Here is a 25,549-nt window from a genome sequence, read left to right as displayed (position 1 = left end):
TTTTTGATGCAGCGTTTTCTATTACTCTCGCCCTCCTCCCTTAGATTTTTATTGGATTTTAAATGTATACGTTAGCCCGCTCCTAGTGTCTGATGCAGAAAACAACGTTTCTGATTGAGCAATATCGCAGGCAAGCGGAACAGCTAAAAAATTCACATGATCAAAATAGAACCGAATATGTGTGTGGTCAGGGCAGTACTCAACTTTTTCTACTTTTTTATTTATAGCAGGCGGTTGGTCTCCACCCTGTTGGTCGTGTACCGTGATTTCAACAGTCGCTCCAACAAATCCTCGCAATTCCTCTAAACTAATGGGTTCCACAGCTATTACACCCTCTCTTTACAGGGTAGATGAACATTTTATAGCCTTGAAGATACTCCCAAAACTTTTCACCGGCATTTTCTTCAAGGAAAAGGACGGTTTCTTCCTCAGAATTCCAATCGCTCATCCCTTTTACTTCCGCAATCACCATTTCAGCACCTTCAATGGTCTTTTCTTCTAGAAACCAATTCAAACGTTTCTTTCCAAATGTCTCTTTTAATATTTCATTAATTTCATTTGAAAATCCACCTGATTGTCCTCGCATAAAACAAAAATCAAGATATGTTTCACTAGTCATTAACGTTCACACCTTTTTTATAAATCAGGAATGCAACTGGGAATAAGATGACATTTAGGCTTGCAGCGATAATACTGTTTGTATAGTTTTCATAAAAGTATTGATGAACCATATATTGAGTAGCGATAATATTCAACATTAATACAGCTAAAAGGAGTGCAACTGGCAGGTAACTACGCTTCATAACGTTTCACTCCTACAGCATAAATCGATCCATTTTCTACTTTCACATGGATTTCAGGTAAAGGGCGTCTAGGTGGACCTGCTGTAGGCGCACCGGTTTCAACATCAAATTTTCCATGATGACAAGGGCAGAGCATTTCCCCTTCATCCTTCTTCCAAAATACCGGGCAGCGAAGATGAGTGCAGGCATTTTGATAGGCTACATATTTCTCCTCGGATAACCTGATTAAAATCGCACTGTCATGCTCTCCTGGAAAGTGAAAATCGACTGCATCGCCAATAGGCAGCGCCTTAACATCGGTAATTTTCTGTTTTGGATATTTTTTATCTCCCAGCCCGTTGAGCTCATTCGCAGCGAGTACACCCCATGGAAGCGAGGATACCGCAAATACTCCTGCAGCCCCGACTAATGTTTTCATAAAACCGCGGCGGTCTAATTTTCTTTCATTATTACGATTTATATTATGAGTATAGTTATCTTCATTAAATGGGATTTTATTATTTTTATCTGTCATGTTAATCCCTCCTAAAACAATTTCGTGACACCCTGAAGAATTCCAGGGAGGTTCACTCTTACATTGGTTTCGCCTTCTAAGTAAGGCATACTTGTAACCCATTTACCATTATCTAAATTAAAATGCTTTTGCTTTGCTTCGATTTCTTCATCCGTTAACCATTGCAGGGTATTTGACGGACATACGCTTGCACACATCGGTGGAATTCCGTCCTTTGTCCGATCTATACATAAGTCACACTTATACATTAAGTTTTGCTCTGTATCAAACTTAGGTATTCCGTATGGGCAGGCAATCGTACAGTTTTGACAGCCAATGCACTTCTCAACAAGAGCCGAAAGTACGGCCCCTGTTTCATGTATTTGGATCGCTTGCGCCGGACAGCTTCTTGCACAGGCTGGATTCACACAGTGCAGGCACATGAGAGGCATCGTTTGACGATTAACAAGCGGGTTCACATCGTACACATAGTTTCGGTTACGCTCCTCATGTCCTCCGCACTGCGTACATGCCGCTAAACAAGAGCGGCATCCGATACAGTTTTCAAGTTCTAAATATAGCCTCTTTTTCATTTATTGCACCTTCTTTAGTTCTAGTTTTTCTATCTGTGCTGCACAAGCTTTAAACTCCGGCATCCGTGACATTGGGTCTAAGGCACCAATAGTTAAGAGATTAATAGATTTATCGTGACCCCAGTGGTAAGGAACAAACACGGTATCCTTTCGAATGGCCTCCGTGATTTTCACTTGATAATAAGCCTCTCCCCTTCTGGTGAATAGACGGACTTTTTCTTCGTGGTTAATTCCATACTTTTCTGCTGTTTCTGGGTGAACTTCTACAAATGGTTCCGGACTCATATCGCGTAAGAAATTGATTCTTCTCGTTTGGTTCCCAGATAAATAGTGATAAACGACACGTCCTGTTGTTAAACGTAATGGATATTCTTCATCAGGCTCTTCAGCTGGCGGACGATAAGGAAGAGCACAAATTTTAGCCTTTCCATCTGGATGATAGAATTTTTTATCTAAAAACATATGAGGTGTTCCGGGGTCGTTCTCATCTTTACATGGCCAGAATACACCGTCTTGTTTTTCGATTTTATCCCAAGTAATCCCGTAATAATCTGCATATCCGCCTTTTGAAGCTAAACGGAATTCATCAGCAACATCTTTAGCTGTTTTTAAATGGGAGAAGTATTTACCTCTGCCAAGACGTTCACATAATTCAACATGAATTTGCCAATCTGGTTTCGATTCTCCAAGCGGCTCTTGTGCCTTGTTAATTTTTATACAACGTCCTTCAAGATTTGTAACGGTCCCTTCATCTTCAGACCAAGTTGTAGTAGGAAGGATTACATCTGCAAATTCTGCTGATTCTGATAGATAGAAATCAGAACAAACCATGAAATCAAGATTTTTTAGCTGTTTACGTACATAATTTAAGTTTGGCGCGGAAACAGCTGGATTTGAGCACAATAAGTATAATCCACGAATAATTTTTTGTTCCATTAATCCAAACATTTCATAAGCGGAAACGCCCTCTTTTGGCATTTCTTCCGGTTCAATGCCCCACACCTTCGCTACAGCCTTCACGTGTTCAGGATTAGCAATTTTACGGTATCCTGGAAGTGCATCGGCTTTTTGACCGTGCTCACGGCCGCCTTGACCATTGCCCTGTCCAGTAAATGTAGCAACACCGGCTTTAGGACGGCCAATTTTACCTGTTACTAATGCCATGTTTGTATAGCCTGAAACATTATCTACGCCTTTTACCTGCTGCTCAATTCCGCGGGCAAACATGACGATTGCATTTGGTGCTTTTCCGTATATTTCTGCTGCACGGATAATCTTCTCTGGAGCAACTCCTGTAAGTTCACTCGTATATTCTGGTGTAAATTCCTTCACTAGTTCCTTTGTCTCTTCAAAACCGTTTGTATGGTTGTTAACAAACTCCTCATCCACATGACCATTTTGAATTAATAGATTTAGGATTCCGTTAGCTAGCGCAAGGTCTGTTCCTGGTCTTAAGTCTAGGTGGACATCCGCTCTTCTTGCAATTGGCGTTTCTCGAGGATCTGCAACAATTAAATAACCGCCGCGTTCTTGAACCGCCCATACACGGAACATGGATGTAGGGTGACACTCTGCTGTATTGCTTCCCGCGATGAACAAACAATCTGTTTCATGTAGGTCTGTCCATGGAAGCGTTGATCCACGGTCAACTCCGAAAGATCTCATAAATCCACCGGCAGCACTCGCCATACAAAAACGGCCATTGTAATCAATGTAACGTGTTTGTAAACCAACACGTGCAAACTTTCCAGTTAAATAACATTTTTCATTGGTCATAGAAACACCGCTGTAAACACTCAGTGAATCTTTACCGTAATCACGTTGAAGCTGTTTAAAATTTTTCACGATTAAATCATAGGCTTCATCCCATGTAGCTTCACGGAAACCTTCTTTCGTTCCTTTTAATGAAGCGTCATCACGGATTAAAGGTTTTAATATACGATCATCATGGTTTGTTTGCTGGTAAGCAGTAACGCCTTTTGGACACATTTTCCCTACTGTAACTGGCCAATCATAACGTGGCTCAACGCCAATAATTTTATTCGTTTTTGTATTTACACGTAAGTTCATCCCGCATTGCATTCCGCAATAGCTGCAGTGTGTTTTTACGAGAGTTTCATTTGGATGACGAACATTTTCTATTTCTTTAAAAAACTTATCCCTTTGCATTCTGGTTTGCCTCCTTGACCTTTACTTGATGTGTTGCGAATCCAGAGAATCTTGAAATACGATATTTTCTGCGGCAAGGGAGGCATAGCTCAGCAAGATTAAAGCCATCTTCCATATTGAATTCGATCGCATTTACTCCCAATACTTGAATGACATCATTTGACTGTTCAACCGAAACGAAATGATCACCGCATACTTTACACTTTTTCTCTTCCTGTTCCGCGTAGTGCTCACGATAGTTCCTTGCAAAAACACTTACCGGACGGAAAGGAATATGAGCAAGTTTACCGAATGGCAAATAAATTAATGTTACAATAACAGAAAATTGATGTATTAATGACATTTGCGGCTGCATCCAGCCACCAAGCCATACGTTTTGGACTGTTAATAAAAGTCCTGTAACCGAAATAAAGATTAATAAGTAGAGTGGAAGGAAATCATAGATAAATTTTTGTTCCGCTCTTGCCTGCATGTTTTTCAAGCGGCGATATAAGGCCATACAGACACCTGAAATCACCATAACTGCTGAAATATTTAAGGCATTATAGGAGAACCAGGCAATGATTCCATCAGCCTTTACCGTCATTAAATCTATACCCATTAGCACGATTGTGTATTGACCCATCTCATCCATCGTAAAGTACATCCAGCCAAACACGAGTGGAAATGTTACTAAACAAGCAAGGACACATCCCCAACCGATTAATATATGCTGCACCCAGCGGTACAAACCACGGTTTTTTATGAAATCATAAATGGCTAAATGATTAACTGCTGTTTTGGGTGTGCTTTTTCTTTTTAAAAGCCTTAAGCCTTTTTTGATAAAAATTTTGGTTGGCGGTCTTTCGCCCCATGCGATAAAGCGGTAGAAAAAACCTCCGATAAAAACAATCGTTCCGACCATATATCCATAGAGATTTAAATCAACATGGGTGAACATTCTCGTCGCAATAAAGGAAAGAATAACAATTGCGGAAACAGTTAAAAACATAGATTTAGCAAACTTAGATGCAAATGCATTATTAATGGAGTGTTCCGGTTTTTTATTTAATGGCGTATTTGTCTGCATTTTAGCTCCTCCTAAAAAAAATAACACTAACGATTTTTCTTACTCTAATTGTAAGAAATTCATTAGTGTTATCCATATAGGGGAACTCCCCCATCAACAGAGGAAAAAACCCTTAGATTTTTTGTTTTAGACATTTCTTTGTCACATATTAGTTCCTGAGATACTTTTTGTTCCACGAATAGAAGAGAATCATTATTCCTGTTATTACGAGTAATGAGAAAATCGCAGCATCCCAAAATGGAAGCGATGCGGGACTTTCTTTAAATCCTGGGAGAACTTCATTCCATGCAAACAATAATTGTGGGATATAGAAGATCAAGTACAAGGAAATCGTCAAAACGACCCCTGCTAAATAAAAAATAGAGTATACAGCAACAGTCTTCCGTTCACTTGAAAATATATCATCATTTATACTGGATGGTTTAAAAAACAATAGCTTATTTTTCAGCATCTGTTGTGCATTTTCCAACAGATTGTAACATCCTGTTACATTTTCTACTAAATAATAGATGTCAGTTTTCATATAGATACAGAATTGGTATACCATTCGAATGAATGTATTAAAGACCACGAAATTAAGAATACTCAAGAAAACTGCAGAACCATTTGGAAAGAGTATTTGACTAATTAAAGCAAACGAAAGGATAATGGTGTCAAAGCACAGACCAGACAAGTACAAACCATTGCGAGCCTTCGAAGGCAGCTTCCACGCGAGTGACATATCTGTTTCAAGTACAATAAGAAATAGGCGGTGGCCAACCTCTAATTTTGTTGGGAGGTTTTGAGCCCTTATCGCTAGAATATGTCCAAATTCGTGAAAAAGCACTAGACATACCGTCAATATGATCCACGTCGGAATATTAAGGATCATCAAGTCAAATATAAATAAATCCTTATAGTGAGGAATTAAAGTGGGTTTCGCAATGAAAATGGATAAATTAAACAGGAAGAAAAACAAATAAACAAAATAAGCAATCTTATTAAAAAAGAACTTTCCAAGTTTTGGTGATATCCCCATAAACCCTAAGGTATCCCTTTCCTTTTCCTGAATTTCAACAGGCATGCCATCAATCTCAGCAATTAGATTGATTTCTAAAAGCTGTTCGGCAAAATCGATAAGTTCAATATCTTCCTTAGGATATTTTTCTACTAGTAATAATTCAATTTCCACCAAGGATAAACCCTTGTTGATTAGATTAATCGTATCAATACAAATTTCTGGCATTTCATAAAATTCACCTGAAGCAGGATCTTCAACGATGAAGTGCTTTTGATCCTTACGAATGTCTATTGGCATCAACACTAGTCTGGAATTAATTGATAATACCATTATAAGCATCATTCCTAATTTAGAGTCACAAAAAAGAAGGATGCTGTATACTGTTAGCATCCTTCTACGTTTTTACATCCACCAGCATATCCAACATGAACCAGTTACTTTCACTTTTTTTAATTTGCGGATTTTCAATGATTTCACCTCCTCAAACTATTAAAATGCTTGATTAGTATAAAAATCTGCATCTCTATTTTCTTGGGATATTTTGTGAATTTTTTTCCACTTTGGATACACCTTTTGAAATAAATTAACCAATTCAGGATCAAACTGTGTACCTTTTCCCTCTACTATCCGCTGATAGGCTTCTTCAACCGTCAGTGCGGATCGATAGGACCTTGTAGAGGTCATGGCATCAAACGCATCAGCAACAGCCGCAATTCGAGCAGAATAAGGTATTTCTTCACCTTTTAGCTGGTCTGGATAGCCTTGTCCATCCCATCGTTCATGATGCGAACGAATAACATCGATATTATTACTGAGGCCTACTACTTTTGATACTGCCTCTGCTCCCACAACAGTATGGGACTTAATAATTTCGTACTCTTCCTTAGTAAGTGAGGTTGGCTTCATCAATATTTGATCTGGTATATGAATCTTTCCAATATCGTGGAGTAAACAAGTATAATTAAATGCCTTCAACTCTTCATCCGAAAATCCACCAGATTCTTTTGCCAATTCCATTGCATAACTTGCAACTCGTTCACTATGACCTCTTGTATAAGGATCCTTAAGTTCCAGCGTGGCTATTACTCCTTTTACAATCCCTGTCAACTGCTGATCATAGGAAGTTTTTACAGCTTTTACATAGGATTGGAAACGATTTAATATAATGAACGCAATCAGGGAAAAAATTGCTACCAATACGATTCCTAATAATGCCAATGGGGTTTTAATTATTAGACCAACTATTATATATTTCGCTATTATTCCAATCGTTACCACTATAAGAAACGGTTTATTAACAAAAATAGGTGCAAGCAAAAGCCAAAAGATTTCAACCGTATTTCCACCCTTATATAATTCTGGTTGATCAATAAATGTAACGACATCATTTAGTAAAGTTAATAAGGTATAGCTTATAAAATAAATATACTTTACCTGGTAAGATTTTTGATTTCTGACAAGATTATAGGCAATTGGTAATAGGAGAAACATAATAACATACACTAGATAAGTCAATTTATCTGGAGTATCGTTTTTTATCTGTGGAATAACCTCTGAAATAACTTCAAATATTAATTCGAAAGAAATGGCGACAATATAAAATAAAACTAAAAACCATTTAAGTGTCCGAGTTTCTTCATTTTGTAAGTTAGGATCTATTATCTGCTTCTTCATTGCTAACCTCGCATAAGGAGTTATATTCTTTAATACTTTTGAACTATGAACGTTTACTTTCATGACACTTTTCCTTATTATACATCAATTATTTTAAAAGAAATACATAAAATAATTATGATTTATGTAGAATTCTAGAACAACTCCATAAAAATACAGAATATTCAGTAATCGACATAAATCAAAATAAAGACGTTATTTTTGGTTGATAGGCAACATTACTTTTACCAATGTCCCTTTTTCAAATCCATTAATGTAGAATTCCCCAAAATGATCCTTAATAATTTGATTTGAAACCATTAAACCTAAACCCGTTCCCTCTTTTTTTGTAGTAAAGAAAGGCTCTCCAATATTAAGGAAGTCTTCATCCGAAATTCCGCTGCCTTCATCCTGGATTGAGATATTCATCTTATTTCCTTCTACTTTAACAGTGATTGTTATTTTCCCGCCATTAGGCATCGATTCAATTGCATTTTTTATTAAATTAATAAACAATTGCTTTAACTGTTTTGGATCACAATCTAGTGGAGGTAAAGGTCTTTCCATGATTGTTTCAGTGGTAATTCCTTGTCTTTCAGCTAGATGTTTTGTTAGAGAAAGTGTGTAGTCAATAATTTCTTCAATTCCCACTTTAGAAAATTGGACTATTTTTGGTTTTCCTAGTGTCATTAAATCATTTACAATTGAATTAATCCGATCTATTTCTTGAATCATGATTGGATAAAAGTCATTCGTATTTGGGTAATTTTCGTGCTGAAGCTGGGTAAATCCTTTTAATGATGAAAGTGGATTACGGATTTCATGACCAATAGCAGCCGCCATTTGTCCTATTACAGCAAGTTTTTCTTTTCGTCTAAGCTCTTCATGTGCTTTATTTACTGATTCAATGTACGACTCGAAACGGTTTAATATGACAAAAGCTATGGCAGAAAGAATGATATAAATGAACAAGGGAACCAATACCTCTAAATCAAGTAAAATGACTCCAAAAAATACATACTTTAGTACCATTCCTAATGAAACAGTCCAAAAATACTTATTATTAACGAAAATTGGCGAAAAGAGTATAAATACAACTTCCACAATATCTCCTGCAGCAAAAGACTCGTCTTTGCCATAATAAAGCAAAAAATTATGAATCGTATCCCACAATAGGAAGCTGTAAATATATAGATATTTTATAATATAGGGATTCCCTTTTTTTATAAGGTAAATGGCTAAAGGTAATAAACCAAAGTTGATAATGTAAATCCAAAAACCTAATCCCTGATTGGGTCTTGTTATGACACCATTCCCATAGTAAGGGTATATATAATAATAAATTAATTCAAATGAGATAAAAAAAATATAAAATAGCCACAAAAATAACTGAATTGCCTTTTTTTCTTCATAGAATAACTTTAGTCTGGTGCTGCTATCTTTCATACCTGGTACTCCCTTGGGTAATCTTTCATTTATGATTCAAATTATCTCCTACCATTCTACCACTTTTTTTTATAAAATCCTGATGTTATTTCTGGAAATCCGATGATATTCGACATAATTCCACCGATCGTAAAAGGACTCGATACAATCGAAGTCCTTTTACATTATAATTCGTATAAATTCGCCTACTAACAAATTATAGATTTCTACCCGTAAATTTCCCGTAATAAACATAGCATTTACGGTCCTCATCAATTTCTCTTGAATCCAGTTCAAATTCCATAAATTTCCCAGCCCTTTGAATGTAAATATAATCTGAATGCAGAGTTGACAGGATCTCCTCATGACTCCAAACTTCCTTATTTTCTATCAGCGTATAGGTTGAGCCTTTGAGCTCTCTGACCTCAAAACCAATATGTGAATATTCTTTTTCTAGCAAATCATTCGTATGGCTTTCTTTTTTTACATACAAAACGGATGTGCCGTCCGGGTCCAACGCTGTCGCTGTCACAGCATAGGTATCACCATCTTTTACAAAATATTCACAGGTCATCCTCGCGACGGCTTCAACAGGGGTAATATTCTGGTAATTCCATAACGCAGGATAGTTTTTAAGTTCATCGTCAAGTCGGTATTCCAGCTTCAATCTCCATCCCTCTTTCTTTTTTGCATTTATTTTATCATTGTTTTCCTAAATTTTACTTTTATAATGGTTATTATAATGTAAAAAGGAGTGTGATAAGGTGAAGAAAACCCAATGGTTAATTACCGGTGTACTTACTACTCTAATGGCCGGAACCACTTTAGCCGGATGTTCACAGACACAGGACATACCTCCTGAACCAGACGATTCAAATTGCCGGGAATGGGAATGGGACGATGAAGATGGTGTATGGCAATGTGATGATACTCGGTCAAGCTATTATGGGCACTTCTTTTTAGCCGGAATGTTTTTTAGTAACAAATCCGCTTTAAGGAATTCATCTGCATACAAGTCTTATAAATCCTCTTCCAGCTTTAAGGGTGGATTTGGCAGTGGCTCAAAAGGCGGGTTTGGAGGTTAAGTTCATGTCCAAATACACTAAGAATCGAAACCGTTTTTATTCAAATTTCCCGACTTTTTGGGCGAACTTATATGGCAGTGAATATAGTCTTTATCATGTATTACCCATTAACGAACAAACACATACTCTCATAAAAGAAGCGACGGAACGAATGGGAAAGGTATTCTTTAAAACCGCCCGGCTCCTGAGAAGTCTACAGGATGAACAGCTGCTTGAACTTGGATACCCTGAAGCAAGCCTGCCATTTCTTCGAATGAAGCACCTTTTTCCGGAAACAGTCATTTCTCGTTTCGATTTTGCCTTGACCACAGACGGGATTAAAATGCTTGAGTTTAATGCTGATACTCCAACGTTTATCGTTGAATGCTTCCATATTAACGGTAAAGTATGTTCTGAATTCGGCTATCTTGATCCAAATGACAACCAAGAACGCCTTTTATCATCTGGTGTAACAAAAGCTGTCCTAGAATCCACAAAAGGTCTCGTATCTCCAAACGTGGTGTTCACTGCCCACAGCGACCATAGCGAGGACTGGAATACAACCATTTATTTAAGTCAATTATGTAAGGTTAAAAACCAAACACTTCCGATATCGGAGCTGCGAATTACCGATGAAGCACTTTTAGATGCGGATGGAGTGCCCATTGATGTTTTATACCGCCAGACCTACCCGCTTGAACATTTGCTTGAGGACAGAGATCCAAATGCAGGTGATCGTGTCGGAATACAATTATTACAGCTGGCAATGGAAGGAAAACTCACGATTGTAAATCCTGTTTCTGCCTTTCTTCTTCAACCCAAATCGGTACAATGCCTAATATGGGGCTTAGCTGAAAATGAGGGTTTTTATACAAGGGAAGAACTAGAGTGGATAAAAACATATATGCTGCCGACCTATCTTGAAAGTGACCCATTTTTAGGCAAAGAAGCTTATGTTCAAAAACCATCCTTCGGCAGGGAAGGTGATACCATTACGATATGGGATAAACATACGAATGTGGCTGCCCAAAATTCCTTTAACACTTATAAGGAAGAGCTGCCCGTTTATCAATCATATATACCGCTTCCCGTTATTTCACTTGAAACGGAAAAAGGTATCGAGGAGCTTTCATATGTATTTGGTTCTTTCCTCATTGCAGGTAAACCAAGCAGTATTGGAGTTCGAGCTGGTGGAAAAATCACAGGTAATGAGTCTTATTTCTTACCCGTGGCAATAAATGAAGGAGGACTATAAAATGTTAAATTTCTTGATTTATTTAGCTGTTTCTTTAGCTTTATTATTCGTTGGACTCTTTCTAATGGAAATCACCACGAAGGTGAAGGAATTTTCTTTAATGGGCAAAGGAAATAAAGCAGCAAGTTATGTACTTGGAGGCAGACTGCTGGGTCTTGCCATCGTTTTATACTCTGCTCTTGCTAATTCTATTTCTCTATTGGATATGGTGATATGGGGAGCAGTTGGTATTGTGGCACAAATTATCGTCTACTATCTTGCCGAATGGCTTACCCCGCGTTTTAACATTACCCAAAGCATTGAAGAAGATAACCGAGCTGTGGGACTCTTTCTCCTTTTACTCTCCGTATCCATCGGAATCGTGATCGCAGGATGTTTGACGTATTAAAGAACTCAGCGGTATAATGCATTTCTTAATTAATTTGTTAAGGACAAATCTTGGGGACGGTTCTTGTGTTTTTGTCCTTCATCCAGCTCATGAAGGACATATCTTCGATTCGAGCCTTGGTTTTGTCCTTCATCCAGCTCATGAAGGACATATCTTCGATTCGAGCCTTGGGATTTGTCCTTCATCCAGCTCATGAAGGACATATCTTCGATTCGAGCCTTGGGATTTGTCCTTCATTCAGCCTATAAAAGACACCCCCTACTCCTTCCTTATACCAATTTAAAAAACGGATTACTCTGCACTGGCACCCATAATTCAGATTGTTCAAGCATCCCAGCCATAGAATATAAAAGGTCTTCCCTTCCTTTAGCAGCCATAAATTGAACACCCACTGGCAGTCCCTCTTGTGTGAGATGGAGTGGTACTGTCATCGCCGGCTGTCCCGTAAGATTTGCTAATTGTGTAAATGGGGTTCTTTTTAAATTATTTTCAGCAACTTGTTCAACAATACCCGCCTTTTTCAAAATCCCTCCAAATCCCAAGCTTCCGCTAACCTGCATAGCAAGTTTTTCGTATGGACTTGGATCGAGCTCACCAATTTTTGCTGGTAGCATTGCGGTTGTTGGTGTCATATAAAAATCATATGTTTCATGAAAAATTTCCATCTCAAGTGCCGCTTTATCCCATTCCCTTAGGCTTAATACAAACTCCTTCGCAGACGTTGCCTTTCCAATTAAACCTACAATCCATGTGGTCATTTCCACATCATTCATTTTTACTTTACGCCCCAGTATTTCCTCAAGGGAAGCTAGGTGTGCTGCAACTTCACCAAAATACATCGTTAAAAAGCTATAAACTATTTTCCTTCCATCAACAGGAGCTTCTTTTTCAACGACATGATGTCCTAGTGATTCCAAAAATTTTGCTGTTTTCATAACGGCTTCTTTACAATCTGGGTCTACCTTATTTCCTAATGGTGATTGAACAGTAAAGGCAATCTTTAACCTTTTATCTACATTCATTTGTAATTGTGAAAGGTAATTTCCTTCAAATGGGAGGGCGTGGAATGCAGCTCCTTTTTCATACACACTTAATGCATCCAGCATTGCTGCACTGTCGCGAACGGATCTAGATAAGATTAAATCCACTGCTGCGCCTTGCCAGCTCCTGCCGGCTAAAGGACCTACAGGCGTTCTTCCTCTTGTTGGTTTCAAGCCAAAAAGTCCACAAAATGAAGCTGGAATTCTGATAGATCCTCCGCCATCATTTGCTCCCGCAATCGGAACCATCCCACTAGCCACTGCCGCTGCAGACCCTCCGCTCGATCCGCCTGGAGTATGCTCCGTATTCCACGGGTTTCTTGCAGGTCCATAGATGGCGGGTTCTGTGATTCCCATTAATCCAAACTCTGGTATGTTCGTTTGTCCTATCAATACAGCTCCCGTTTTTCGAACCTGTTTTACGTAGTTAGAATCAACCTTTGCATAGTGGTCTTGATAGACTTTGGACCCAAAAGTAATTTTCTCACCCTCCATTTCCTGTGCTAAGTCTTTTAACAACATAGGCACGCCGGCAAAACTCCCATTTAAATCGATTTTTTCTGCCATTGCTTCAGCTTTTTCATACAATTTATTTATGACTGCATTCAATTTTGGATTATGCATTTCAATTACTTTAATCGCTTCTGCCACTATCTCTTTGGGATGCACCTCTTTCCTTTTCACCAATTCCGCAAGGCCCAGCCCATCATACTGCTGATAATTAAACCCCTCCACTCTGCTCACCCTCTCCATTATTTTTAACCTATAATTTCTATTTACGATTGCGTATTTCCTTTTATGAAACATAGGCACACTTTATGGCCTTAGCAAATTTTATTGACATATTTTTAAATAGGGTGTAATATTATTAATTGTGCTTTAGATTTTATGTAACTTGTAATAGATAGATAACGCAATGTAAGAATTTTTTCTGGCATTCTGCTTATGTTTTAAAAGTAAAACTTATTCACGCTGGATCGGCTTCGGAGCCGTAAGGATGTAAGAGAGGTAGGGCTTACATCGTTTAGGTATAAAACCATCAGGTGGAAGAGTAACCGCGGCAATTTGGTCTTTTAATACCATTTATTATATATAAATACTTACCTTGCGATGGCTGATAGTAGAAACAACCATTCACAAGTTACAATAGTGATCCACTTGGATTAAAAGCAAAAGAAGGCAGAGGAATTAAATCCTCTGCCTTCGTCTAATTTTAAAGTGTTTTATTTTTGTTCGACAGCCCCATTAGAGTTGATTAGTACTTTTACAGATACATTGACATCAGATTCTGCCAATGCTTCTCCCCAATTATTACCCACCTTTTTAAAATGAGTATATTGGTACGCACGGGCGTAAAGACCGAGTCCAATCGGATCAATTTTCTTTTTTTGGATTTTCTTTATGAGGTCTTCAATTTGTTTTTTTAACACTCTTTCAATCGCCTTTGTTAACTGATCATTATTTAGCTTCTCTTCCGGAAATATACGTTCTACAATATTGATGGTCAATTTAATGTTAATATCAAATTGAAATTTATTCTGCTTATATCCAGACTTTATCTTCGTTTTTACTTTGTTAACTGCAAAACTTATCACATTATTATGGAAGATGTTTTTCTTATCTTCATTAGGAAGAACGGGAATCGTCAGGGTGATTTCATGCCTCTTTTTATTCTGTACCATCAATAGTAGAGTTGATTCAGGCACATTAAGAAATTGAGCATATTTCCCTTTATTATCAAGAAGAGATATTCCTGCCAGCTCAATATTTTTTTCTTTTTTCACTTCCGAAATAAAAGGGGTCATACCCTTCTCGTAAATCTCCCTATGCAGTTCTTGAAGTGTACCTTTTACCGCTCTCGTTCGATCATAGTTTTTATCGATCAATGATTTCAGATGTAAAGATAATTGTGGTTTCTCCCCTGGATTATGAAAAATAACTTTTGAAACAGGACCATCAACCGTCACTACTCTTGTACTCATGGAAAATGTAGGATTTCGATAAACAGTATCCAATATTGGAAACCAATCTTCATGTTGCAAGACACGTTTTCCCACTAATAATACTTGAATTTTCCCAGCCGTTACCTCTCCTGTTGTCAAAGCGTCAAAAAGTCTTCTTGAATCTCGTATTGTTTTCGCCTTTACCTCATATGATTCAGTTCCTTTCTTTGCTTCTTTACTAAAAACTGGATTAATTTCATAAAAGACAAGGTTATTTTTATCATCTAGATCAATACCAAGGATTAAAGCAAGCGTCAAATCCTCTAAAGGAGCTTTCTTGCCGCAGCTAGAAAGGATGACGATAAGGAAAATCAAAAGAGTCGCATATAACCACCGTTTCATTTTATCGCCCTCTTTTTTAAGTGAGAATAAAGCAGGAGATATACCCATAAGCATATTGGAAAAGCATATCCAAGTAGGAAACTAATGGGTTCGCCCATTTTTTGAAGCTGAGTATTTTTGTCAAAAGATTGAGGTAAGAAAAAAACATAGACCAGGTTAAGAAGCAATAACCATCCTACATATTTACTGTGATCTTGCTTACCAAATAATTGACTGGCAGAAAATACAGTAACAAAAAAGATTGGCAGGACCGTCGTAGATATGACAAATATATACAAAGATAAATAGATAATTTCCAACCGTTCCAAAAATTTGAATTCAACTATTTTTAATAGATTTATGGTTGGTTCTTTATACTGGGTAATTTCATCTGGACTATAAAATGTAAAAGCAACGATCGTTACAATTAAAAATACGACCAATGTAAGTGTATTAGCAATGACTATTCCGATGGATGCTTTATGTTTTTGTTGCAAAAAAGGATACAGGAAAAAAGCAATTTCAAATCCTAAATAGGAAAAAATCGTTGTTTTTACTGCTGTAAGTATTGGAAACCATCCTTCTTTTATAATAGGAAGCAGGTGAAGCCAGTGAGCCTCTTTTAATGGATTGAAATAAAAGAAGAACATCCATATCGTCATAAAAAAAACCAATTCAGCATACCTGCCTACTATCGTTATATTATTTCGAACAATCAGGTAGCTGGGAATGGATAAGAGCAATAGTAAGATAACCATATTTGTTTGTGGCAAAATCCAAAATTGGATAAACAGACCTTCCCGAACAAAAATGGTAGAGCCTATAAAAGCGTAATACAAAATAAAAATAGCAGCCGCGATTTTTCCACACCATTTTCCGAAATAATTGGTGATTAGATCAATAATCGTTCCATTAGGGTAATTCTTCATCACTTGTATAATGATTAAACTCGCTAGTGTAGAAAATAACCAGCCAATAATAAGAGCGATCCAGCCATCTGTCCCTGCTTTTTCAGCTAATTCACGCGGCAATGTTAAAAGACCGACCCCAACCTGGACACCATGAATTAAAAAGATATATTGCATGAACGTAATTGGATTTTGTGTATATTTCATCAATGTTCGTCACCCTTTGGACGATTTGAATTAGCTTTTTTCCTTTGAATAGCTCTAGTGCTTTCAGGGCGCTTGACAATCGACCACTCTGGAAACCGTATAAATAGATCTTTCCAATCTGGAAAACGTAACGGAGCAAATGGACTGCCATAAGGTGTACCTAAAGATTGGAGTGCAATAACATGAGCGATTAATGTCATTAATCCAACTGCGAGTCCCACAAATCCGAATATTGCTGCTGCAATCATCATTGGAAATCGAAGCAGCCGAATGGCTGCGCCCATATCATAATTTGGAATAATAAAAGAAGCAATTGCAGTTAAGGCAACGACAATCACCATGATATTACTTACGATTCCTGCTTGTACAGCCGCTTGACCTATGACAATACCACCAACGATACCAACTGTTTGACCAATTTTTGCAGGAAGACGTATACCTGCTTCACGCAGCATTTCTAATGTTATTTCCATAATGATTGCTTCTATAAAAGGTGGAAATGGAACTCGTTCTCGAGATGCACCAATGGATAAAAGCAGCTTTAAAGGGACGATTTCAAAGTGAAAGGCAATCACAGCAATATAGGTTGCCGGTAGAAATATAGCAATAAAAAATCCAAAATATCTCATGAGGCGAATGAAGGATGCCACGATCCAGCGTGCCCCATAATCATCCATACTCTTGAAAAAAATTTCAAACGTTGCTGGTCCAATTAGGACATTGGGAGAACGATCTACTACTGTCACAATCCTACCCTGTAAAATTTCTCCAGCAGCAAAATCTGGGCGTTCCGTTAAAAATAATTGCGGAAATGGAGAATAGGGGTTGTCCTCAATATATTCTGCTAATGAGGCCGCATTTAAAATACTATCGACATCGAGTTTGTTTATTCGGTCTACAAGCTCCTTCAATACTTCTGGATTTACAACATCAGCTAAATACATTATCGTAAGCTTTAAATTCCCTCTTGTACCAACGGTCATTTCCTTCATTTTCAACTCACGGTTTTGAATATGGCGGCGAATCAAAGCGATATTAGTGCTGCCTGTTTCTGTGAAACCTAGATGTTCTCCTCGTAAGGAAGATTCAATGGTAGTATCCTCAACTGCTCTTTCTGGCCATCCTTGTGTATCAAAGATGAATGCCTTATTCCTCTTATCAATAAATAAGACACTATTTCCTTGTAATATTGCAATTTCAATGTCCTGCCAAGAATTTTTTTCTTTTACTCCCCCAATCGATACCTGTACTTCAAATTCATGCCCCTCCTTATTCACTTCAAATAAAAGCGGGCTTAAAACATGATTATGAATGGTCTTTGTATCTGTAAGACCGCTTAAATAAACAAGGGTGGCTTGGCGCTTTGTTTGTTTTATGACAAAGTTCTTCACAACTAAATCGGGAGTCTCGCTAAAAATCTTCTGAATTTCTGCCGTATTCTCCGATAAAAATGTACTTATGTGTTTGTTTGCAGGGTCATTGTTCTGTATTTGGAATGAAGTTTGTTGATTCCTTTTATTACGATATTTTCGAAAAAAAGCCATAGATAAAACCCGCCTATTATAAAATAAGATAGGTTAGTTTGTATCTTTATATGGATGGATATTCATTGTAAACCATTTTTAACCAGACCAGCTGTCAATCGAGGTTTGGGAGGCTATAAGTTGAGATTGTAATCCCACCAAATCAAAAGAAAAAGAAGGCAGTGGAAATAAATCCTCTGCCTTCATCTCATTTTCGATTGAATTACACCCGCATCGTTTTGCTTGCTCCTTTTATTTTACGGGCCACTTGGTTAATGACTTCTGAAAAAACGAGCCCAAACGCAATGGAGCCAGACAGCAAGATTACTTTTGCACCTAAGGTTAACGCTGTAAAAAAATCATCCTCTACAAATTTCCTCATCGTGTCATAAGCCAGTCCACCTGGAACTAAGGGAATAATTCCAGCGACACTAAAAATAATAACAGGTGTTTTATAAAATTTAGCGAGCTGTTGACTAACGATTCCTATAAAAAGAGTCGCCCCGAATGTTGCGAGAACCACGTCGCCCGTATAGCTTTCAGATAAATAGTAAATAATCCAGCCACCCATTCCAACCAAGCCGCATTTTACTAATGTATTCTTCGGTGCATTAAATATCACTCCAAAGGCAGCTGTTGCAAAAAAGCTTGTGAGTAGTTGTCCAATTATGTCCACTTTATGCCTCCGTTTATATAAGGGCTCTTTTCTTAAACGTTGCTACTTTTTGGAACAAAATTTCATGATTACGCAATGATTCCGCAGAAAATAGCGTGAAATTAATAAGAAAAGAGCCTGCAAACTTAATTTTTAAGCGCAAAATAACTATTTCCACGTTCAAATCGGCTTTAAGATTTTAACATCTATTTTTACAAACAGCCTATAAAAATGATAAAACAACCGCAATCCCTGACCCGATGGCAAATGCCGTTAGAACTGCCTCCGCACCCTTTGATAACCCTGACACTAAATGCCCCGCCATTAGATCCCTCACTGCATTCGTAACTAATAGTCCAGGTACTAAGGTCATTACCGAACCGATGATTATTTTATCTAACTGGTGCCCAATTCCTGATTCAATAAAAATTAATGCGAGTAACCCAATAGTGAATGAAGCTAAAAACTCCGAGAAAAACTTGATCGGGACATAACGGTGAAAGTAGAGAAAACCCAGATATCCCAAACCTCCAGTTATCATGGCTGGGATAAAGTCATTCCACTCCCCCCTAAACATGATCATAAAACACCCGCTGGCAATGGAAGCAGCTGCAACCTGTACCATAAATGGGAAGCTTACATCCAAAGCATCTAATTCTTTTAATAGAGTTAATGCTTCTTGCAGATTGGTTTCACCTGAGGTGATTTTTCGCGAAATGCTGTTTACCATGGCCACCTTTTTCAAATCGGTAGACCTCGATAAGATTCGAATCAACTTCGTTTTAGTAGGTTCAAAGCCCTCTGCAGAAAAGATAATTCCTGTTGGGGTTACATAACTATGTGTTTTTTCAATTCCAAAAGCTGCAGCGATTCTCATCATTGTGTCCTCAACACGATAGGTCTCCCCGCCGCTTTGCAGCATGATTTTCCCAGCGAGTATGCAAACCTCGATAATTTCATATGTTTCTTCTTTTTGAATTTCCATCTACCGTTCACCACATTCATTCTATCTTCCTATGATTTCCTAAGTTTAATCAATAACCGGGTTTTTATCAATTCCAATGCTGGAGGACCAATCAATAGGTGGTATTCCTTTCATTAATTTAAAAATTCGGTATTATTGTATTTAGGTACTCTAAATACCTCCAGAAAGAAGTGAAATATGACATGTCGAAATCAAAGATAGCCAAACGTAATATCGTGATTATGTGGTTTTCTAACTTCTTTGTTGCCGGCAGTATGACAATGGTACTTCCGTTTATTTCATTATACATAGAGACCTTTGGTGATTTTTCGGAAAAATATGTTCAGCACTGGTCTGGCATAACATTTGCAGTAACATTTGTATCCGCGTTTATCTTTTCACCCATTTGGGGCAAGATTGGCGACCGATATGGAAGAAAAAGAATTCTCATTATTACCGGGATTGGGATGGGATGTTCCATTTTTCTAATGGGTTATGTACAATCTGTTTGGCAGCTGTTCCTGCTTCGACTTTTGATGGGGTTTTTCACAGGTTTTATTCCAATGTCACAAGCCTTTATTTCTACCCAAACACCAAAAGAAATTGCCGGCCGTGTCCTTGGGACCTTACAAACAGGCAGTATAACGGGTTCGCTGCTTGGCCCGCTGCTTGGCGGGGTTTTAGCGGATTCGTTGGGTTATGCCTTGACCTTTAAGTGGACTTCCATTGCTATTTTTGTTTCCGGTCTGCTGGTTTTTGCAACAAAGGAATATGTAATGGAAGCGAAAAAAGGAAGCAAATCACATTATTCCAGTAAAGAAGTATTAGCACATATTTTTAAGAATCCGGTATTATTGACGGTATTACTTATTTCTGCACTTGTTCAAATCGCCCACTTCAGCATCCAACCGATTTTATCTTTATTTGTCAGCGAATTGCACGGACCTGCCAACATAGCTTTTTATTCAGGCATCGCTTTTTCTGCAGCTGGTTTAGGAAATCTATTTATGTCAAGGACGTGGGGAAAGATTGCCGATAATCATGGTTATATAAAAATCCTGGTTATCCTGCTTTTTATATCAGGAATCATATACCTTCCTGGTGCTATGGTGACGGATTACTGGCAATTGGTTATCATCCGCTTTGTACTCGGTATTGCCATTGGCGGGATTATTCCTGTTCGGATTGCTTACATTCGTCAAGAGGCGCCCATCGCCATGCAGGGGGAAGTCTTAGGCTACAATACTAGCTTACGCTTCCTTGGGAATATTATTGGTCCGCTGTTAGGCGGATTTATTTCCGGCTATTTTGGATTTTCCGCCGTGTTTATTAGTACAAGTGGATTATTGATCATAAGTGGAATCATCTTGTATATCTCCATGCAGCGTCATCCAAAGCTCGTAAAACATCATACAATATAGAAAACAGCAGGAGGGAGTTCTCCTGCTGTTCTATTTGCTTATATTATTTTTGAGATTTGAAAAATCCAAATCCCGATAATAACTGTTTTTCACCAAAATATTTGGGCCAAGGCAGGAAACAGCTGGACAATGGCAGCTTAATTCCATAGCCGTAGTGGTAGATTGCCAGTTTTCGTATGCATCGGTCAGCTTGGTATTTATGATATTTCCTAATGAAGGCGTATCACCAAAGTCAGTGACAATTATATCTCCATTAAAAATATTTACATTCAATCGTGAACGTCCATCCGGATCATTTCTGACCGTTACATTTTTACTTTGATAGAGTTTGTTTAACAGTCTTAAATCCTCAGGTTTATTACTGCATGCATAAAAAGGGAGCGTTCCAAAAAGCATCCAGACGTTTTCATTGCGGACATCTAATAAGTGATGAATGGCATATCTAATTTCATTTAGAGTTAACGATTCAAGATTACTAGCAAAATCACTTGGGTACATAGGATGAATCTCATGCCTCTGACAGAGCATTTCATCTACAATTTGACGATGTATTTTTTCCAAGTGGTGCTGCGTTCGTTTGTTTAGCATGGTTTCCGCTGATACCATTACCCCCGCCTTTACTAGTTCCCTGCTATTTTCTATCATTCTGATAAAATACTTTTCCCGCTGCTTGAAATCAGGTTTGTTGGCCATCCTAGCAAACCCGCCCTCGACGAAATCATCTACTGTACCCCAGTTATGTGAGATATGTAAAACATCCAAATAAGGAATGATTAGTTCATAGCGTCCTAAATCAAGGGTTAAATTCGAATTGATTTGCGTCCGAACACCTCGTTCATGAGCATATTGCAAAATAGGAACCACATAGTTTCTAATCGAGGACAGAGACAGCATTGGTTCCCCCCCTGTAATACTAAGGGAGCGTAAGGCTGGAATTTCATCTAACCTATTCAAAAGCAATTCAAGTGGAAGCGCCTCGGGGTCTTTTGTTTGAAGGGTGTATCCTACTGCGCAATGCTCACAGCGCATATTACATAAGGTTGTGGTCGTAAATTCGATATTGGTTAGTTGAGGCTTCCCATATTGTTGTATATCATTATATGCTTCCCACGGGTCATATTCTGGGGAAATTTTTTTAAAATCAGACATAGTAAACTCCTTAAACTCAATAATAGAAAAACCACTTCATTATAGCCGAAATACCGCTTTTATGGCTAATTTAAAGCTTTTAAAAATCTTATGTTATGAATATGTTTAATATTCAACATGCATAATTTAATGTTCCCAGAAAAACACTAAGAAAATGCTAACTGTGAATGGTGGGAATACATATATGGAAATGCAGCCGTTAAGTGAAGTGGAAAAGTTAGCCTTAAAGAAGGTAAAAATCTTTAGACAAAGCTTGTTACGATACATTCTAAGAGCCATGCTTGCCAGTATGTTTATTGGTTTTGGCGTGATTGTCGCCTTTAAGACTGGAAACTACTTTTATTTAGAACATTCTCCTTTTGCATACCCAATGGCCGCTCTAACTTTTGGATCTGCCATCATCTTAATCGCTTATGCTGGAGGAGACTTATTCACTGGTAATACCTTTTATTATACCTACACTGCACTGCGCAAAAAGATGGCTTGGAGCGAAGTAACAAAGTTATGGATTAGCAGTTATGCAGGAAATATTTTAGGAGCCGCTCTCTTTGCATTTATTATTTTTACAACAGGTCTATACGAAGAATCATCCGTAAATGGATTTTTATTAAGTGTCGTGGAAAAGAAAATGCAGGTCCCAACGATAGAGTTGTTTTTTAGAGCCATACTATGTAATTGGCTTGTCTGCTTAGCTTTTTTTATTCCACTGGGACTTAAAGGCGATGGCCCGAAAATGTTTTCAATGATTCTTTTCGTTTTCTGCTTTTTCATTTCAGGTTATGAACACAGTATTGCCAATATGTGTACCTTTGCTATCGCTCTTGTGTTGAATCATCCAGGAACAATCTCTTGGGGTGGAGTCATCCATAACCTGATACCGGTAACGATTGGCAATTTATTTGGCGGAAGTATTCTAATGGCATGGATGTATTATTTTGTGAATAAGCCGTTTTTGGATGATTATCAGGAATAAACAAGAGCCCTATTTACTTAATATGGCTCTTGTTTTTCGACAAATTCCCGGGAAATAAGTCGACAGATGACAGGAATAATTTGAGATTCTATTTTTTCTTACTTATAAAATAGAGATAACCCTTTATCATAAAATAACTTACCTCTTCCGGTAACAGCTCTTTAATGGGCTTTAGCCGATCTCTACCTGCCTCTTCAACTGCTTTTTCAATTAATTTGAGATATTCTTCAGGAATAAGCCTGTTGAAATCTACTTCCATCCCTTGTTGAGCACACTGAATTAAATGACTTTCAACAGTGCTGTGCGCCAGCTCTCGTTTATCAGCAATTTCCTCTATGGATAAGTTTTGCTGGTGTAACTGAAAGGTCTCTAGGTGAGAATCTCCAACAGCCTTTTTGGCCGCCTTTTTAGGAGCAGCTCCCTGGATTAACTCTGGCTGGCGATCTGGATGGGCTTCACAAAACTGACGAATAGCTTGTATAAAATCAAGGCCATATTTTTGCAGCTTGTGTTCACCGACACCACTTACACGTAAAAATTCCTCATTCGTCTTCGGTAATTTTGCGCACATATCCTTTATTGCGGCATCGGAAAAAATGACAAATGGAGGCACATTTTCAGTTTCTGCAATCGCTCTTCTAACTTCACGTAACGTTTCAAATAGCGGGTCATCCTTTGAAATCTCTCTAACTTTAACACTTTCCCGACGATGGACATTTTCTTTTCCTACCAAGACGTCTTTCCCTTTAGAAGATACATAAAGTGTTGGAAATTGTCCTTGTTCAATTGCAATTAAATCTTGTGAAATTAGAAACTCCATGAAATCGGTGACTTCTTTCAACCCTTTTTCCTTCATGATTCCATATGTTGTTAGTTTGTCAAAACCCATTTCTGTTACTTTTTTATTTTTTGAACCTGTCAAAACCTGAGCCGTCAGGGTTTTGCCAAATCGCTGCCCCATCCGAATCACACAAGACATTACCATTTGCGCTTCTTTTGTAACATCGACGCTAGAGCGCGAATCGAGGCAATTCCCACAATGCCCGCATGTTTCCGTCTCGGTTTCTCCAAAATATTTTAATATAAATTCTTGCAGGCAGTCCTCGGTATGGCAGTAATCCACCATTTGCTGCAGCTTTTCAAGTTCCTGTGTTGTCCGGATTCGGTCGCTGGACTGATCGATTAAAAAGCGCTGAACCTGCACATCTTGTGAGGAATATAGGAGAATACATTCACTCTCGAGCCCGTCTCGTCCAGCACGCCCCGCCTCTTGATAGTAGCTCTCCATATTTTTGGGGAGTTGGAAATGAAGAACATATCGAATATTGGACTTATCAATTCCCATCCCAAAGGCTGAAGTTGCTACCATAACAGATGCTTCATCTTTTAAAAACCGCTCCTGCTCGTGTACACGCTCAGCATCCCCCATCCCTGCATGATACCTGGCAACATTGATATTATCTTTCTTCAGTCTTTCGTAAAGCTGGTCTACGTTTTTTCGGGTGGCAGCATAGATGATGCCCGCCTCTTTTTCATTCTTTTTTAAATAATCCTTTAAAAAATGCAGCCTGTCTTGGCCTTTAATAACGGAAAAAGTAAGGTTCTCTCGTTCAAAACCTGTAAGAATTGAATTCTCTTGGTCAATATCTAATGTTTCACAGATATCTTCCCGAACCCTTGGTGTGGCAGTGGCAGTAAGTGCCAAGACGTTGGGTTTCTGCGGCAGACTGTGGACCATTTGCTGGATATGCCGGTAGCTTGGGCGAAAATCGTGCCCCCATTGTGAGATACAGTGGGCTTCATCGACAGCAACTAACGGAATGTCCATTTGTTTCAGATCTTCAATAAATTCTCTTGATTCTAACCGCTCGGGGGCTATATATAGGAGTTTGTAAATACCTTGCTTTGCTTCCCAGATTCTTTGATTTGCTTCGCTAAAGCTTAATGAACTATTAATAAAAGCTGCAGGAATTCCTACCTGTACGAGGGCGTCGACTTGATCCTTCATCAGTGAGATTAACGGGGAGATTACAATCGTAGTACCTGGCAGAACAAGTGCAGGAATTTGATAACAAATAGATTTACCGCCGCCAGTGGGCATGACACAAATCGTATTTTCACCGGCTAATACAGATTGAATTGCAAGCTCCTGCCCATTTCGAAAAGATGAATATCCAAAATGAGATTCTAATAACTGTTGGGCTTTCTCAAACAACAAAAACGTCTCCACCCTTCTACTAAATAATCTTCTATCATTATACCTCTTTTTAGATGAGTTCGATGCAATTTTTGATGACCGCAAGTATTTCGCGCTATCCGAGAGTATTTTCCGTTATTCGAGAGTATTTTCCGTTATCCGAGAGTTTTTCTTGCTATCCGCCAGTATTTTCCGCCATCCACCAGTATTTCTCGCTATCCGCCAGTATTTTCCGCCATCCGCTAGTATTTCTTGCTATCCGCCAGTATTTCTCGC

The 25,549-nt window shown here is 38.2% G+C and carries 25 protein-coding genes; 5 read left to right on the top strand and 20 right to left on the bottom strand.

The features are described 5' to 3' along the window. Positions 1 to 48 precede the first annotated feature (48 nt). The 11 genes from AC2TFD_RS05600 to AC2TFD_RS05550 all read right to left on the bottom strand — a co-directional run bounded on the left by AC2TFD_RS05600 (position 49) and on the right by AC2TFD_RS05550 (position 9,872). Positions 49 to 321: a hypothetical protein gene (locus AC2TFD_RS05600; protein ID WP_335511480.1), complete on the bottom strand. Its 273-nt coding sequence runs from the start codon at positions 319 to 321 to the stop codon at positions 49 to 51. Continuing rightward, on the bottom strand, positions 308 to 619 hold the full coding sequence (locus AC2TFD_RS05595) for a hypothetical protein (RefSeq protein WP_484675213.1): 312 nt from the start codon (positions 617 to 619) through the stop codon (positions 308 to 310). Before AC2TFD_RS05595 ends, AC2TFD_RS05600 begins: the two co-directional genes overlap by 14 nt. Beyond that, complete coding sequence (locus tag AC2TFD_RS05590) at positions 612 to 803, bottom strand: hypothetical protein (protein ID WP_335511484.1); 192 nt, start codon at positions 801 to 803, stop codon at positions 612 to 614. The genes AC2TFD_RS05595 and AC2TFD_RS05590 overlap by 8 nt, the downstream gene beginning before the upstream one ends. Next, positions 793 to 1,317: a QcrA and Rieske domain-containing protein gene (locus AC2TFD_RS05585; RefSeq protein WP_335511486.1), complete on the bottom strand. Its 525-nt coding sequence runs from the start codon at positions 1,315 to 1,317 to the stop codon at positions 793 to 795. The genes AC2TFD_RS05590 and AC2TFD_RS05585 overlap by 11 nt, the downstream gene beginning before the upstream one ends. An 11-nt stretch (positions 1,318 to 1,328) precedes the next feature. Next, positions 1,329 to 1,889, bottom strand: a complete 561-nt coding sequence (locus AC2TFD_RS05580; protein WP_289341123.1) for a 4Fe-4S dicluster domain-containing protein — start codon at positions 1,887 to 1,889, stop codon at positions 1,329 to 1,331. After that, positions 1,890 to 4,058, bottom strand: coding sequence for a molybdopterin oxidoreductase family protein (locus tag AC2TFD_RS05575; protein ID WP_484675212.1), 2,169 nt, complete (start codon positions 4,056 to 4,058; stop codon positions 1,890 to 1,892). It abuts the gene before it with no gap. Beyond that, entirely contained in the window at positions 4,045 to 5,127 is a 1,083-nt protein-coding gene (locus AC2TFD_RS05570; RefSeq protein WP_484675211.1) for a hypothetical protein, read from the bottom strand. The genes AC2TFD_RS05575 and AC2TFD_RS05570 overlap by 14 nt, the downstream gene beginning before the upstream one ends. Before the next feature lie 148 nt (positions 5,128 to 5,275). Continuing rightward, the gene (locus tag AC2TFD_RS05565; protein WP_484675210.1) at positions 5,276 to 6,457 is read right to left on the bottom strand and encodes a hypothetical protein; all 1,182 of its coding nucleotides are present in this window, start codon (positions 6,455 to 6,457) and stop codon (positions 5,276 to 5,278) included. A gap of 159 nt (positions 6,458 to 6,616) precedes the next feature. Then, the gene (locus AC2TFD_RS05560) at positions 6,617 to 7,801 is read right to left on the bottom strand and encodes an HD-GYP domain-containing protein (protein ID WP_484675209.1); all 1,185 of its coding nucleotides are present in this window, start codon (positions 7,799 to 7,801) and stop codon (positions 6,617 to 6,619) included. A gap of 195 nt (positions 7,802 to 7,996) precedes the next feature. Then, positions 7,997 to 9,226, bottom strand: a complete 1,230-nt coding sequence (locus AC2TFD_RS05555; RefSeq protein ID WP_484675208.1) for an ATP-binding protein — start codon at positions 9,224 to 9,226, stop codon at positions 7,997 to 7,999. A gap of 196 nt (positions 9,227 to 9,422) precedes the next feature. After that, positions 9,423 to 9,872 (bottom strand): hypothetical protein, encoded by a 450-nt coding sequence (locus tag AC2TFD_RS05550; protein ID WP_484675207.1) that lies wholly within the window; start codon positions 9,870 to 9,872, stop codon positions 9,423 to 9,425. Positions 9,873 to 10,014: 142 nt separating this feature from the next. Between AC2TFD_RS05550 and AC2TFD_RS05545 the strand changes: the two genes are divergently transcribed. From AC2TFD_RS05545 to AC2TFD_RS05535, 3 genes are read left to right on the top strand one after another with little or no spacing between them, the layout of a single operon-like run. Next, positions 10,015 to 10,290: a hypothetical protein gene (locus tag AC2TFD_RS05545; RefSeq protein ID WP_484676276.1), complete on the top strand. Its 276-nt coding sequence runs from the start codon at positions 10,015 to 10,017 to the stop codon at positions 10,288 to 10,290. A gap of 4 nt (positions 10,291 to 10,294) precedes the next feature. Beyond that, on the top strand, positions 10,295 to 11,524 hold the full coding sequence (locus AC2TFD_RS05540; protein ID WP_484675206.1) for a glutathionylspermidine synthase family protein: 1,230 nt from the start codon (positions 10,295 to 10,297) through the stop codon (positions 11,522 to 11,524). 1 nt (position 11,525) lies between these two features. After that, the gene (locus AC2TFD_RS05535) at positions 11,526 to 11,912 is read left to right on the top strand and encodes a DUF350 domain-containing protein (RefSeq protein WP_335513173.1); all 387 of its coding nucleotides are present in this window, start codon (positions 11,526 to 11,528) and stop codon (positions 11,910 to 11,912) included. A gap of 29 nt (positions 11,913 to 11,941) precedes the next feature. Here the strand turns inward: AC2TFD_RS05535 and AC2TFD_RS05530 are convergent, their stop codons facing one another. The 7 genes from AC2TFD_RS05530 to AC2TFD_RS05500 all read right to left on the bottom strand — a co-directional run bounded on the left by AC2TFD_RS05530 (position 11,942) and on the right by AC2TFD_RS05500 (position 19,554). Further along, on the bottom strand, positions 11,942 to 12,106 hold the full coding sequence (locus AC2TFD_RS05530) for a hypothetical protein (protein ID WP_484675205.1): 165 nt from the start codon (positions 12,104 to 12,106) through the stop codon (positions 11,942 to 11,944). 75 nt (positions 12,107 to 12,181) lie between these two features. After that, complete coding sequence (locus AC2TFD_RS05525; RefSeq protein ID WP_484675204.1) at positions 12,182 to 13,687, bottom strand: amidase family protein; 1,506 nt, start codon at positions 13,685 to 13,687, stop codon at positions 12,182 to 12,184. 488 nt (positions 13,688 to 14,175) lie between these two features. Next, positions 14,176 to 15,297: a Ger(x)C family spore germination protein gene (locus tag AC2TFD_RS05520; RefSeq protein ID WP_484675203.1), complete on the bottom strand. Its 1,122-nt coding sequence runs from the start codon at positions 15,295 to 15,297 to the stop codon at positions 14,176 to 14,178. After that, the gene (locus AC2TFD_RS05515) at positions 15,294 to 16,391 is read right to left on the bottom strand and encodes a GerAB/ArcD/ProY family transporter (protein ID WP_484676275.1); all 1,098 of its coding nucleotides are present in this window, start codon (positions 16,389 to 16,391) and stop codon (positions 15,294 to 15,296) included. Before AC2TFD_RS05515 ends, AC2TFD_RS05520 begins: the two co-directional genes overlap by 4 nt. After that, on the bottom strand, positions 16,391 to 17,935 hold the full coding sequence (locus tag AC2TFD_RS05510; protein WP_484675202.1) for a spore germination protein: 1,545 nt from the start codon (positions 17,933 to 17,935) through the stop codon (positions 16,391 to 16,393). Before AC2TFD_RS05510 ends, AC2TFD_RS05515 begins: the two co-directional genes overlap by 1 nt. A gap of 202 nt (positions 17,936 to 18,137) precedes the next feature. Further along, on the bottom strand, positions 18,138 to 18,590 hold the full coding sequence (locus AC2TFD_RS05505; RefSeq protein ID WP_420489059.1) for a threonine/serine exporter family protein: 453 nt from the start codon (positions 18,588 to 18,590) through the stop codon (positions 18,138 to 18,140). 202 nt (positions 18,591 to 18,792) lie between these two features. Next, positions 18,793 to 19,554, bottom strand: a complete 762-nt coding sequence (locus tag AC2TFD_RS05500) for a threonine/serine exporter family protein (protein ID WP_484675201.1) — start codon at positions 19,552 to 19,554, stop codon at positions 18,793 to 18,795. 182 nt (positions 19,555 to 19,736) lie between these two features. Between AC2TFD_RS05500 and AC2TFD_RS05495 the strand changes: the two genes are divergently transcribed. Further along, on the top strand, positions 19,737 to 20,954 hold the full coding sequence (locus tag AC2TFD_RS05495) for an MFS transporter (protein ID WP_484675200.1): 1,218 nt from the start codon (positions 19,737 to 19,739) through the stop codon (positions 20,952 to 20,954). A gap of 30 nt (positions 20,955 to 20,984) precedes the next feature. On the opposite strand, the gene yfkAB is transcribed toward AC2TFD_RS05495, so the two are convergent. Further along, positions 20,985 to 22,103, bottom strand: coding sequence for a radical SAM/CxCxxxxC motif protein YfkAB (gene yfkAB, locus AC2TFD_RS05490; RefSeq protein ID WP_484675199.1), 1,119 nt, complete (start codon positions 22,101 to 22,103; stop codon positions 20,985 to 20,987). A 184-nt stretch (positions 22,104 to 22,287) separates the two neighbouring features. Here yfkAB and AC2TFD_RS05485 point away from each other — a divergent pair, with 184 nt between their 5' ends. Beyond that, entirely contained in the window at positions 22,288 to 23,076 is a 789-nt protein-coding gene (locus tag AC2TFD_RS05485) for a formate/nitrite transporter family protein (RefSeq protein ID WP_484675198.1), read from the top strand. Positions 23,077 to 23,164: 88 nt separating this feature from the next. Here AC2TFD_RS05485 and recQ read toward each other — a convergent pair whose 3' ends face one another. Then, the gene (gene recQ / locus AC2TFD_RS05480) at positions 23,165 to 25,291 is read right to left on the bottom strand and encodes a DNA helicase RecQ (RefSeq protein WP_484676274.1); all 2,127 of its coding nucleotides are present in this window, start codon (positions 25,289 to 25,291) and stop codon (positions 23,165 to 23,167) included. Between the last annotated feature and the right edge of the window lie 258 nt (positions 25,292 to 25,549).

The organism is Neobacillus sp. plas4 (genome assembly GCF_057221695.1).
The sequence above is the reverse complement of the archived record's forward strand: the minus strand, read 5'-3'. Positions and strand labels throughout refer to the sequence as shown.